Below are 12563 nucleotides of genomic sequence, written 5' to 3'. Positions count from 1 at the left end.
ATGGCCTTCAGTCGAGCTTGATGCCGAGTTCGGCAATGGTCTTGCGCCATTGCACCAGGTCCTTGCGGATGACCTCGCCGTATTCGGCTGGCGGCATGCCGCCGGGTTCGATGCCCTGCGCGCGGAACATGGCCTGCAGATCGGGCGCGGTCAGGGCGGCCTTGACCTCGCGGTACAGGGCATCGACCACCGGCGCGGGGGTGCCCGACTTCACCAGGAGCCCGTACCAGCCATGCACGTCGAAGCCCGGGTAGCCCTGCTCCGCGACGGTGGGCACCTGCGGCAGGCCGTCGAAGCGCTGGGCCGGTGCCACGGCCAGTGCGCGCAGCTTGCCGGCCTGGATCTGCCCGAGGGCCGTGCTCATGTCCAGGAACATGAACTGCACACGGCCGCCCAGCAGATCCTGCACGGCCGGGCCGGCGCCCCGGTAGGGCACATGCGTGGCCTGGATGCCCGCGCGCTGCGCGAACAGTGCGCCGGCCAGATGGGCGGAGGTGCCGATGCCCGACGACGCGTACGACAGGCTGCCGGGGTTGGCCTTGCCCATCTTCACCAGCCCCTGCAGGTCGGTGGCCGGAAAGTCGGGCTTGACGACCAGGGCATGGGGAATGAAGCCGACGATGGTGACCGGGCTGAAGTCCTTCAGGGTGTCGAAGGGGTAGTTCGGCATCAGCGCCGGGTTGGTCACCGCCAGGATCGACGGCATCACCAGCGTGTAGCCGTCGGCGGGGTTGCGCCCGATCTCGCTCATGCCGATCACGCCGCCGCCGCCCGGCTTGTTGTCGACGATGAAGGGCTGCCCCGTGGACTGGCCCATGGCCTTGGCGATGGCCCGGGCCATCAGGTCCGTGGGGCCGCCGGCCGCGAAGGGCACGACGATGCGCACCGGCTTGTTCGGGAAGGCGCCCTGGGCCCAGGCATTGGGCAAGACCGCGCCGAGGGCGGCGGCCTGAAGAAGCGCGCGGCGGCGAAGCCGAAGGGAGGTGGCAGTGGGGGTCATCGAAAGTCTCCGGGCCGAACCGGTTGCATGACCGGCTCGTGAATGGGAGGCAGCTTAGGCCAGCCCACGCCCCCCGCAAAGACCGACGTTCCACCTGCTGGAACGGCGCCAGGGCAGGCCGCCACCGGCGCCCGGCGCTCAGAGCCCCAGCACCTGCTTGGCCACGATGTTGCGCTGGATCTCGTTGCTGCCGCCGTAGATCGACATGGCGCGCCGCCAGAAGTAGTTGGCCGGGGCGCCGCGCAGGCTGGCATCCAGGCTGGCGAGGTCGCCCTCGCCATGGGCCAGGGCCGGGTCCAGCCGTTGCCCGAGCGGGCCGGCCGCCTCGAAGAGCAGTTCGGTCAGGCTCTGGCCGATCTCGGTGCCGCGGATCTTGAGGGCAGACGCCAGCCCGGCGCCGGGCGAGCTGCCGCTGCCCATGCTCGACAGCGCCCGCAGCGTGGTCATCTCCAGCGCCTTGAGTTGCGCCTCGATCCGCGCGAGCTTGGCGCGGAACAGCGGTTGCTCCACCAGCGGCCGGCCCCGGTCCTGCACCGCGGCGGCCATGCGTCGCAGGCGGCGCAGCGCAAAGGTCGAAAAGCCGATGTTCGAGTTCTCGACCCGCTCATGCTCCAGCAGGAACTTGGCGTAGCGCCAGCCCTGGCCTTCCTCGCCCACCAGGTTGGCCTTGGGGACCCGCACGTCGGTGAAGAACACGGCATTGAAGGAATGGGTGCCCTCCAGCATCGGAATGGGCTGCACCTCGATGCCCGGCGTGCGCATGTCGATCAGCAGGAAGGAGATGCCCTCCTGCTTGCGGCTTTCGCGCCGGGTGCGCACCAGGCAGAACATCCAGTCGGCATGGTGCGCGTACGAGGTCCAGATCTTCTGGCCATTGACCACGTAGTGGTCGCCCGCGTCGTCCGCCCGTGTGGCCAGCGAGGCCAGGTCCGAACCCGAGGCGGGTTCGGAATAGCCCTGGCACCACCACACCGTCGAATCGCGGATGCCCGGCAGGTGCTGCGCCTGTTGCTGCGCATTGCCGAAGTTATAGATCACCGGTCCGACCATGCGCGGCCCGAAGGGCTGGATCGTGGGGCAGTTCATCTGCCCGCTGATGGTCTCGAACAGGTAGCGCTGGATCACGCTCCAGCCCGGCCCGCCCTGCGACTCGGGCCAGGTGTAGGCATGCCAGCCGCGCCGGCCCAGGATCTGCTGCCAGCGCATGTAGTCGTCGCGCTCCAGGTGCAGGTCGTGCTCCACGCGCTGGGCAATGTCGGGCGGCAGGTGGCCGGCGATGAAGTCGCGCACCTCGTCGGCGAAGGCGCGCTCTTCGGGGGTGAATTCGAGTTCCATGGAATGTCTCCTTGTTGATCGGGGCGGCTGCGGCTGCGTGGATCAGGCCGCCTGCAGTTGGAACTGCACGCCGCCGACCGTGACCCGGCCTTCGCTGCAGGGCAGCCCGCGCGCGCGGGCGGCGGCCTCGATGGCCGGGACGTCGCGCGTGTGCAGCAGCAGGGCGGCCAGGCCTTCGCCGCGGCCGTCGCCCTCCCGCACGAAGCGCAGCGTGGCGTTGTCCAGCGCCAGATGGTCCTGCGCCAGCGGACGCTGGAGGATCTGCGACCAGCGGCGGGCCAGCGTCTGCGGCTCGGCCGACTGGAGCACGGCGCCGGCGATGCCGGTCACCCGCTGTGTGCGCACATGCGTCTGCCAGTGCGGCCCCGCCGGCCAATAGGGGCCGTCGAGCGCAGCGCCGCCCAGGGTGGTGTTGAGCTCCAGCAAGGCGCCGCCGGTGTCGCGCGGATGCAGCTGCATTCCTTCGTAGTCGCCCAGGGCCAGCGGCGCGGCCACGCGCACCCCCATGGCCGCCACATGGGTGCGCCAGCGCGAGAGGGCGTCGGTGTCCAGGATCACCATGTAGCCGCCATCGCCGCCCCGCCGATCCAGGTAGCGGCCGGCCGCCGTGTCGGCCCGGGTCGGCGCGACCACCTCGATGAACTGCTGGCCGAAGGGCATGAGCGCGTTGTGCAGCCCGAACTGGCCGACCTCGGGGTCGCGGTGGCAGACCTCCACGCCGAAGACGGCGCACAGGTCTTCCACCACGGGATCGAGTTCATTCGCCACCAGGCAGATCTGGCGCAGCCGCAGGAAGGCGCTGGCCTGCGCCGAGGCGGGCAGGGTAGGGGGCGTGAAAGGATGAACGGTCATGCTTTGTCTCCGATAAATCTGTTATAACAGATAAAAAGCGCGTTGAGGAATCGAGAAAAGGCAGACGGCGCGCATCCACACGGAGACATTTCCCATGACCTCGCTGGCCGGCCTGCGCGTCCTCGATCTCTCGCGCTTCATCGCCGGCCCCTATTGCGCCATGATGCTGGGCGACATGGGGGCCGAGGTGGTCAAGATCGAGCCGCCCGGCGAAGGGGAATACGCTCGGCAGGCCTTGCCCGCCGTCGAGGGCCAGAGCCTCTACACCTTCATCGTCAACCGCAACAAGAAGAGCCTGGCGCTGGATCTGCGCCATCCCGAGGGCCTGGCGACGCTGCGCGCGCTGATTGCCGAGGCCGACGTGCTGGTCGAGAACTTCCGCCCGGGCACCATGGAGAAGATGGGCCTGGGCTGGGAGGCAGTGCACGCCCTCAACCCACGCCTGGTCATGGCGCGCATCTCCGGCTTCGGGCAGGACGGGCCGCTCGCCAACAAGCAGTGCTTCGACGGCGTGGCCCAGGCCATGAGCGGCCTCATGGACATGACCGGCCAGCCCGAGGGGCCGCCCACCATGATCGGCTCCTTCATCTGCGACTACACCACGGGCATGTATGCCGCCCTGGGCATCCTGGCGGCGCTCAATGCGCGCCATGCCACAGGCCGTGGGCAGCTGGTCGACGTGTCGCTCCTCGAGAGTGCGCTGTCGATGCTGATGACGGCCATCCCGCAGCAGCTGCTCTTCGGCACCACCATGACGCGCGTGGGCAGTCGCGACCGCTTCGTCGCACCCTCCAACACCTTCGCGACCGGCGACGGTCGCCATGTGCTGCTGGTGGGGGGTGACGACAACATGTTTCCCCGCGTGCTGCGCGCCATGGAGCGCCCGGGCCTCATCGACGACCCGCGCTTCGCCACCATGGCCAGCCGACTGGCGCACCGCGATGCGGTGGAGGGCCTGGTGGCCGACTGGATGGCCGGGCTGGAGGCCGACGAGATCGTGCGGCGCCTGGAGGCGCAAGGCGTGCCCTGCGCCAAGATCGCCCGCATCGACGAAGTGGTCCACAACCCGCAGCTCGCCCATCGCGACGCGATCGTGCGCCTGCCCTTCGGCGGTACCGAGGTGCCGATGCAGGGCGTGACCATCCATCTGTCCGACACGCCGCTGGCCGTGCGCAGCGCATTGCCGCAGGTGGGCGCGCACAACGACGAGGTCCTGCGCCAGTGGCTGGGCTGGACCCCCGCGCAGGTCGACGCCCTGCGCCAGGCCGAAGCCCTTTGACGACGAAGGAGACATGATGACCACCGAATTGATCGAGCAGCTGGACGGCGGCGTGCTCACCCTGACGCTGAACCGGCCCGAGCGGCTGAATGCGCTTACGCCCAGCATGACCGACGCGCTGCTGGCCGCGTTGCGCCGTGCGGCCATCGACCCGCAGGTGCGCGCGGTGCTGCTGAAGGGCGCCGGCCGCGGCTTCTGCGCCGGTGGCGACGTGCAGGCCATGGCGGCGTCGGAAGGCGCCGAGGCCACGCTCGAAGCCCGCACCCACCAGCTGCGCGAGCACATGGAATGCGCACGCCTGCTGCACGAGATGCCCAAGCCCACGCTGGCCGTGGTGCGCGGCGCCTGCGCCGGGGCCGGCCTGTCGCTGGCCCTGGCCTGCGACCTGCTGGTGGCCGGCTCCACGCTCAAGATGACCTCGGCCTTCGCCAAGGTGGGGCTGTCGGGCGATTTCGGCAGCACCTACTTCCTCACGCAGCTGCTGGGTCCGCGTGCCCGGGCCTTCGCGCTGCTGTCGCCCGTGCTGCAGGCCGAGGAGGCCTTGCGAATGGGTCTGGTCACGCAGGTGGTGCCCGACGAGGCGCTCGATGACGAAGGGCAGCGGCTCGCACGCCAGCTGGCGGCCGGCCCCACCATCACCCTCGGCCACATCAAGTCCAACCTGAATGTGGCGGAGCAGGGCGCCACGCTGGCGCAGGCGCTGGACCACGAAGCCATCCGCCACATCCGCTGCGCCATGACGGAGGACCACCTCGAGGCCGCCCGGGCCTTCATGGACAAGCGTACCCCCGTCTTCCACAACCGCTGATGCGCCCGCTGGCGCCGGAGAAACCCATGGACAGCTTCTCGCTCAAGGACAAGACCGCCATCGTCACCGGCTCGTCGCGCGGCATCGGCCGCGCCATCGCGCTGGCCTTCGCCCGGGCCGGTGCGCGGGTCGTGATCACCAGCCGCAAGGCCGATGCCTGTGCCGCCGTGGTCGACCAGATCCGCACCGAAGGCGGCGAGGCCACGGCCATCGCCTGCAACATCTCGCGCAAGGACGAGGTGCTTGCGCTGGTGGACCAGACCGAATCGCACTACGGCAGCGTCGACGTGCTGGTCTGCAATGCGGCGGTCAACCCGTACTACGGGCCGATGTCCGGCATCACCGACGAAGCCTTCTCCAAGGTGATGGACGTGAACATCCGCTCCAACCTGTGGCTGGTCAACCGCGTGGCGCCGGGCATGGCGGCCAAGGGTGGCGGCAGCGTGGTGATCATCAGCTCCATCGCCGGCCTGACCGGCTCGCGCGTGCTGGGCGCCTATGCCATATCGAAAGCGGCGGACATGCAGCTCGCGCGCAACCTGGCGCTGGAGTGGGGCAAGCAGGGCATCCGCACCAACTGCATCGCGCCGGGCCTGATCAAGACCGACTTCGCCAAGGCGCTCTGGGACAACCCCGACACGCTGGCCGCCGCGCTCGCATCGAGCCCGCTGCACCGCATTGGCGAGCCGGAGGACATCGCCGGCGCCGCCCTGCTGCTGGCCTCCGAGGCCGGCCGCTTCATCACCGGCACCACGCTGGTCATCGACGGTGGCGCCACCGTCGGTGGCGAGGCCTGAAGCCGGCCCATCGCCCGCCCATCCAATACCGGAGCGACGCATGCCTTCGTACGACGACTTCCAGCAGATCGCCACCGCGGTGGACGACGGCGTCATGACCCTGACGCTCAACCGGCCCGAGCGCCTCAACGCCTGGACCGAGGCCATGGAGGCCGAGTTCCGCCGTGCCATCGAAGCCGCCGAGGCCGACACGGCGGTGCGGGCCATCGTGGTCACCGGCGCCGGCCGGGGCTTCTGCGCCGGGGCCGACATGGACATCCTCGAAGCCGGCACCCGCGGCACCGCGGCGGGCGACGCCACGGCCGCCGCACCCGCGGGCGGTGCGCAGGCGGCCGCGCCAGAGGGACTGGACCGCAACTACGCCTGGCGCTTCAGCTACCTGCTGAAGGTGCCCAAGCCCATCTTCGCGGCCATCAACGGGCCGGTGGCGGGCATCGGGCTGTGCATGGCGCTGTTCTGCGACTTCCGCTACATGGCCGAGGGGCAGAAGCTCACCACCGCCTTTGCCAAGCGCGGGCTGATCGCGGAGCACGGCGCCTCGTGGATGCTGCCTCGCATCGTCGGCCTCACCAACGCGCTCGATCTGCTGATGTCGGCCCGCACCCTGATGACGGACGAGGCCGAGCGCTTGGGCCTGGTGCGTGCGCGACCCGCCGACGGCTTCCTTGCCGCGGTGCAGGGCTTGGCGCGGGAGTGGACGCATGCGGCGTCGCCGCGCTCCATCGGCGTGATCAAGCGGCAGGTGTACGACGGGCTGTTCCAGGACCTGGACGCCGCCTGGCGGCGGGCCGACGCCGACATGGTGGCCTCGTTCGACAGCGAGGACTTCCAGGAGGGCGTCGCGCATTTCCTGGAGAAGCGCGCCCCGCGCTTCACCGGCCGTTGAGGCAGTGGACTTGTACGATATAACTTATTGCAAATGACTTTCGGCCCCGCCGCTGCAGCCATGGACGACGCGCCCCTGACCCGTGAAAGCCTCAACGGCCTGGCCTATGGCCGCCTGTGCCGCGACCTGAAGGCGGGGCGCTTCGCCCCGGGCGAGAAGCTCAAGCTGCGCGACCTCGCGGCCGAGATGGGCATCAGCCCGACGCCGGTGCGCGAGGCCTTTGCCAGGTTGATCTCCGAACAGGCGCTGGAGCAGGTCGGCCACCATTCGGTGCGCGTGCCGGTCATGTCGGCCATGCGCTTCGCCGAGGTGTGCGAGCTGCGGCTGATGCTCGAAGGGCGTGCGGCCGCGCATGCGGCGGCCCTGGCCGGCCCGGAGGACATCGCCCGCCTGGAGCAGCTGCACCGCGACATGGCCGCCCGCCATGAGGCGGCGGACTTCGCCGGCGAGCTGCTCGCCTCCGAGCGCTTCCACCTGGCGGTGTATGCGCTGGCGGGCAAGCCCGTGCTGCTGCGCATGATCGAAGGCCTGTGGCTGCAATGCGGGCCGCTGATGCGGGCACTGCAGACGCGGCCCATGGCCGAGCCGCGGCGCCAGCACCCGCACCAGCGCGTGCTGCGCGGCCTGCGCAAGGCGGATGCGGACACCGCGCGTGCCGGCATCGAGGAAGAGATCGAACGCACGATGGCCCCCATCCTGGCCTACCTGCACGAGCAGCAGGGAGCCACGGCGGGCGCCACGGTGGCCGCCGGCGCCTGATCGTCCCGGCGGCCGGACGTCCGGTCCGCGATGCGGCGGTGCTTTGCTGCGCCGCGCCATGCAGCCCCGGCATGCTTGCCCATGCCCAACATTCATCCGGCGCGCCTTGCGGTGGCGCTCTGCGCGGGTCATCATCCGGGAAGAAGCCGGAACCGCCCCGCGGTATCCGGTCGCATCGAATGATCCGGAGACAAGCCAGGATGATCGACTACCGCCACGGCGAGCGGCCGCTGCATGACTACCTGCGTCTGCATGCCCGCGCCACGCCCGACAAGCCCGCCATCGTCTGGTACGGCCGGCGCATCAGTTACGCCGAACTCGACGACCTGAGCGACCGCTTTGCCCAGAGCCTGCGCCAGCGCGGACTGTCGCAGGGCGACGTGCTGGTGCTGGTGCTCCACAACTGCCCGCAGTTCGTGATCGCCCACCTGGGTGCGCAGAAGCTGGGGGTGGTCGTCAGCGCCTGCAGTCCCCATGCCCGGCGGTACGAACTTGCGCATCAGTTCGCTGAACTCGACGTGCGGGCCGTGGTCGCCGGCGAGGAGGACCTGCCCACGGTCCATGAGTCCCGGCCTGGCGGGCGCGATTGCACCGTGTACGGGGTGCGGGCAGGCGACATGCTGCCTGGCGTGCTGGCCATGGACGTGCCCGCCTGCATCCGCCTGCCGGGCGAGCCCGCCAAGCCCTGGCCCGACGGCGTGGTCGATCTCATGGACGAGCTCGAGGCCATGCTGCCCTTCGAGCCTCTGGCCGACCTGGCCATGGACGAGGTGGCGCTCATGGCCTGCACCTCGGGCACGACGGGCCTGCCCAAGGCGGCCATGCTGGGCCATGACGTCGCGCTCTACAAGTCGGCCGCCACGTCGATCTGCTGGGGGCTGACAGCCGACGACGTGCTGCTGGCCGACGTGCCGCTTCACCACATCTCGGGCCTGCTGGCGGGGATGGGCGTGGTGCTCTACATGGGCGCCACGGTGGTGCTGCTGGGCCGCTTCGACGCCACCGCCGTGCTGCAGGCCATCGAGGCCTGCCGCGTGACGTGGTGGTACACCATGGCGCCCTCGCTGGAACTGGTCATGGGCGCCGACGACGCGCACACCTATGACGTGTCGTCCCTGCGCGGCACCGCCAGCACCAGCTTCGGCACCATCCTGACCCGTGCGCTCGCCGACCGCTGGCACCGATTCACCGGCGGTGCCCAGGTGTTCGAGGCAGGCTACGGCCTGAGCGAGACCCACAGCTCCGACGTGATGATGCCCGCCGACGCCGTGCGCTGGGGCACCAATGGAAGGCCGGTGCCCGGCACCGAGGTGCGCATCGTCGACCCCGACACCGGTCAGCCCCGGCCCTGCGGCGCCGTTGGCGAGATCCTGCTGCGCGGCCCCCTGCCCTTCAGAGGCTACTGGATGCGGCCTGAGGCCACGGCGGCCATGTTGCGCGACGGCTGGGTGCGCACGGGCGACATCGGCCGGCTTGACGAGGAGGGCTACCTCACCTTCGTGGGACGGCGCAAGGAGATGATCAAGGTCTGGAGCTACAGCGTCTTCCCCGAGGAGGTGGAGGCCATCCTGGCGACCCATCCCGACGTGCGCCAGGCCGCGGTGATCGGGCTGCCCGACCCGGACCGCGGCGAGGCGCTGCAGGCCTACGTGGTGCTCAAGGATCCGGCCGCGCGGCAGATCCGCGTTGATGGCTTCGGGCGTCACCGCGACCGCACGGATCAGGTGCTGATCGAGTGGTGCCAGGCGCACATGTCGCACTACAAGGTGCCACGCACCATCGTCTTTCGCGATGGCCTGCCCGCCGCCGACAACGGCAAGCTGCTGCGGCGCATGCTGCGCGAGCCCGGCTTCACTGCGCCGCGCGCCAGCGGCGCCTGAATCGCCGCCGGGGGCCGGCGACGCAGGGCGCAGGCCCCGCGGCGCCCGCGCTCAGGCGACCTTGGCGCGGTAGGGCCCGAGCTCCTGCTTGGCGACGGCGTTGGTGTGCACCTCGTCGGGGCCGTCGGCCACGCGCAGGTGGCGCGCGTAGGCCCAGAAGTTCACCAGCAGCGTGTCCTGGCTCAGCCCCATGGCGCCGAAGGCCTGCATGGCGTCGTCGATCACCTGGATGCAGTTGTTGGGCGCGATCACCTTGATCATGGCGATCTCCTTGGCCGCCACCTTGTTGCCCACGGTGTCCATGCGCCAGGCGGCGTGCAGCACCATCCAGCGGGTCTGGTCGATCAGCATGCGGCCCCGGGCGATGCGCTCGCGCCAGACGCCCTGGTCGGACAGCGGCTTTCCGAAGGCCACGCGCGAGACGGCGCGCTCGCACATCATCTCCAGCGCCGACTCGGCCATGCCGATCATGCGCATGCAGTGGTGGATGCGGCCCGGACCGAGCCGGCCCTGGGCGATCTCGAAACCGCGGCCCTCGCCCAGCAGCAGGTTGGAGGCCGGCACCCGCACGTTGTCGAAGATCACCTCCGGATGGCCGAAGGGCGCGTCGTAGTGGTTCACCAGCGCCATGTCGCGCACCACCGTGATGCCGGGCGTGTCGCGCGGCACGATGATCATCGACTGCTGGCGATGCCGGTCCGGGTTGTCGGGGTCGGTCTTGCCCATCAGGATGAACAGCTTGCAGCGCTCGTTCATCGCGCCGGTGATGTACCACTTGCGGCCGTCGATGACGTAGTCGTCGCCGTCGCGGCGGATGCGCGTCTCGATGTTGGTGGCGTCCGACGAGGCCACGGCCGGCTCGGTCATGGCGAAGGAGGAGCGGATCTCGCCGTCGAGCAGCGGCTGCAGCCAGCGGGCCTTCTGCGCCTCGTTGCCGTAGCGCGCGATCACCTCGGTGTTGCCGGTGTCGGGCGCGCTGCAGTTGAAGGCCTCGGCACTCCAATAGCGGCGGCCCATGATCTCGCACAGCGGCGCGTACTCGAGGTTGGTGAGGCCCGCGCCATGCTCGTCCTCGGGCAGGAACAAATTCCACAGGCCCGCGGCGCGCGCCTTTCGCTTGAGTTCCTCCATCAGCGGCAGGCCGGTGTAGGGGCCGCCCGTGCGCTCGGCGTTCATGAAGGAGGCATGCGCCTCCTGCGCATGGCGCTTCTCGTTCGGGTAGATGTGCTCGTCCATGAAGGCGAGCAGGCGGCGGCGCAGGTCCTGCACCTTGGGGCTGTGTTCGAAGTCCATGTGGTGTGTCTCGGTTGGAGCGGATGGAAGCGGGGGACGCGGGCGCGTTCAGTCCCAGGAGAACAGGCCCAGGCTCACCGCCACCAGCGCTGGCTTGTCCTGGCCTTCGATCTCCATGGTGTTCTCGCAGCGCAGCAGCGTCCAGCCGTCGTCGCGCGCCTCGGCGGCCAACAGGCGCATGTGGTTGCGCACCCGTGCGCCGGCCTGGACGGGCGACATGAAGCGCAGCTTGTCGAGCCCGTAGTTGACCGACTTCGTGGGCGACAGTCCTTCCAGCAGCTCGTAGCTGGTGATGGGCAGCAGCGACAGCGTGAGGAAGCCGTGGGCGATGGGCGCGCCGAACGGGCTTTCGCGCGTGGCGCGCGCCACGTCGATGTGGATCCATTGCCGGTCGCCGGTGCAGTCGGCAAAGGCGTCGATGCGCGACTGGGGCACATCGACCCATGACGAGGTGCCGATGGACTGGCCGACAAAGTCGTGGAGGTTGGCGCGGGTGAGGGCGGTCATGCGGGTGCGGAGAAAGCCGAAGGGAGTGCACCGATGGTGCCGTGCCGGGCGGCGTCGCGCAGCCCCGTGGCATGCAGTGTTTTCATCGGAGCGATTCAAAGTGCTGATGCGCTGCGTCGCACGGGCGACTGAACATCGGCCCGCCGGCCCCTTGGGCACGGCCCATGCCCGATCCCAACACCCGACCAGGAGACATCCCATGAGCGGCAGCTACGAGATTCAGGACGGCGTCGCCGTCATCACCATGGACACGCCGCCCGTCAACAGCCTGGGCCTGGCCAACCGTCGCTTCATCGCCGAATCGGTTGCACGCGCCGGCAGCGATCCGCAGGTGAAGGCCATGGTGCTCACCGGCCGGGGTCGCGCCTTCTGCGGCGGGGCGGACATCCGCGAGTTCAACCGGCCCGAGGCGACCATGGCGCCGGACCTGGTCGACGTCATCGACTTCATCGAGCGCAGCGACAAGCCCATCGTCGCGGCCGTGCACCGCGTGGCCATGGGCGGCGGGCTGGAGCTGGCCATGGGCTGCCACTACCGCCTGGTACAGCGGGGCACGCAGGTCTCGCTGCCCGAGGTGCGCATCGGCATCCTGCCCGGTGCGAGCGGCACGCAGCGGCTGCCCCGCCTCATCGGGCTGGAGCCGGCCCTGAACATGATCGTGACCGGCGAGACGGTGATGAGCGAGGACCTGGCCCGGCTGCCGGGACAGCGCCTGATCGACGAACTGGTGGACGCCGACGTGGTCGGCGCTGCGGTGGCCTTCGCGCGGCAGCACGCCGCGGTGCGCCCGCTGCCGCGCGTGCGCGAGCTGCAGGTGGTGCATCCGGCGCCCGAGGCCTATCTGCAGTTCGCACGCACCCAGGTGGCCGGGGCGTCGCGCCACTTCCCGGCGCCGCTGCTGTGCCTGGATTGCGTCGCCCAGTCGGTGCGCCTGCCCTTCGACGAGGCGCTGGCCTTCGAGCGCCGCGGCGTGACCGAGCTGGTGTGGACGGCCGAGTCGGCGGCGCTGCGCAACATCTTCTTCGGCGAGCGCGCGGCCGCCAAGATCGCCGACGTGCCCGACGACACGCCCCAGCGCCCCGTCAAGACGGTGGGCGTGATCGGCGCCGGCACCATGGGCGGCGGCATCAGCATGAACTTCCTGAATGCCGGCATCCCGGTGACCAT

General features: G+C 70.1%; 12 protein-coding genes. 7 read left to right on the top strand and 5 right to left on the bottom strand.

What is annotated here, in order from left to right:
* Positions 1-7 precede the first annotated feature (7 nt).
* The 3 genes from DFR41_RS25360 to DFR41_RS25350 all read right to left on the bottom strand — a co-directional run bounded on the left by DFR41_RS25360 (position 8) and on the right by DFR41_RS25350 (position 3187).
* Positions 8-1000 carry a Bug family tripartite tricarboxylate transporter substrate binding protein gene (locus DFR41_RS25360; RefSeq protein WP_114804785.1) on the bottom strand — a complete coding sequence of 331 codons (993 nt, stop codon included), beginning with the start codon at positions 998-1000 and terminating at the stop codon, positions 8-10.
* Positions 1001-1138: 138 nt separating this feature from the next.
* Positions 1139-2335: an acyl-CoA dehydrogenase family protein gene (locus DFR41_RS25355; protein WP_114804784.1), complete on the bottom strand. Its 1197-nt coding sequence runs from the start codon at positions 2333-2335 to the stop codon at positions 1139-1141.
* A 42-nt stretch (positions 2336-2377) separates the two neighbouring features.
* Positions 2378-3187, bottom strand: a complete 810-nt coding sequence (locus DFR41_RS25350; protein ID WP_114804783.1) for a VOC family protein — start codon at positions 3185-3187, stop codon at positions 2378-2380.
* 94 nt (positions 3188-3281) lie between these two features.
* Here DFR41_RS25350 and DFR41_RS25345 point away from each other — a divergent pair, with 94 nt between their 5' ends.
* From DFR41_RS25345 to DFR41_RS25320, 6 genes are all read left to right on the top strand, one after another.
* The gene (locus tag DFR41_RS25345) at positions 3282-4466 is read left to right on the top strand and encodes a CaiB/BaiF CoA transferase family protein (protein ID WP_114804782.1); all 1185 of its coding nucleotides are present in this window, start codon (positions 3282-3284) and stop codon (positions 4464-4466) included.
* 16 nt (positions 4467-4482) lie between these two features.
* Positions 4483-5274 (top strand): enoyl-CoA hydratase, encoded by a 792-nt coding sequence (locus DFR41_RS25340; RefSeq protein ID WP_114804781.1) that lies wholly within the window; start codon positions 4483-4485, stop codon positions 5272-5274.
* A 26-nt stretch (positions 5275-5300) separates the two neighbouring features.
* Positions 5301-6071 carry an SDR family NAD(P)-dependent oxidoreductase gene (locus tag DFR41_RS25335; RefSeq protein WP_114804859.1) on the top strand — a complete coding sequence of 257 codons (771 nt, stop codon included), beginning with the start codon at positions 5301-5303 and terminating at the stop codon, positions 6069-6071.
* Positions 6072-6111: 40 nt separating this feature from the next.
* Entirely contained in the window at positions 6112-6957 is an 846-nt protein-coding gene (locus DFR41_RS25330; RefSeq protein WP_114804780.1) for an enoyl-CoA hydratase-related protein, read from the top strand.
* A gap of 33 nt (positions 6958-6990) precedes the next feature.
* Positions 6991-7716 (top strand): GntR family transcriptional regulator, encoded by a 726-nt coding sequence (locus DFR41_RS25325; protein ID WP_114804779.1) that lies wholly within the window; start codon positions 6991-6993, stop codon positions 7714-7716.
* 200 nt (positions 7717-7916) lie between these two features.
* The gene (locus DFR41_RS25320) at positions 7917-9596 is read left to right on the top strand and encodes an AMP-binding protein (RefSeq protein ID WP_114804778.1); all 1680 of its coding nucleotides are present in this window, start codon (positions 7917-7919) and stop codon (positions 9594-9596) included.
* A gap of 51 nt (positions 9597-9647) precedes the next feature.
* Here DFR41_RS25320 and DFR41_RS25315 read toward each other — a convergent pair whose 3' ends face one another.
* Positions 9648-10889: an acyl-CoA dehydrogenase family protein gene (locus DFR41_RS25315; protein WP_114804777.1), complete on the bottom strand. Its 1242-nt coding sequence runs from the start codon at positions 10887-10889 to the stop codon at positions 9648-9650.
* Between the two features lie 48 nt (positions 10890-10937).
* Complete coding sequence (locus tag DFR41_RS25310) at positions 10938-11396, bottom strand: MaoC family dehydratase (RefSeq protein ID WP_114804776.1); 459 nt, start codon at positions 11394-11396, stop codon at positions 10938-10940.
* A gap of 199 nt (positions 11397-11595) precedes the next feature.
* On the opposite strand from DFR41_RS25310, the gene DFR41_RS25305 reads away from it, so the two are divergent.
* Positions 11596-12563: enoyl-CoA hydratase-related protein (locus tag DFR41_RS25305; RefSeq protein ID WP_211322663.1), on the top strand; the 968-nt coding region annotated here is incomplete at its 3' end.

Origin of the sequence: Pseudacidovorax intermedius (genome assembly GCF_003350475.1) — a bacterium.
Lineage (GTDB): Bacteria > Pseudomonadota > Gammaproteobacteria > Burkholderiales > Burkholderiaceae_C > Xenophilus > Xenophilus intermedius.
The sequence above is the reverse complement of the archived record's forward strand: the minus strand, read 5'-3'. Positions and strand labels throughout refer to the sequence as shown.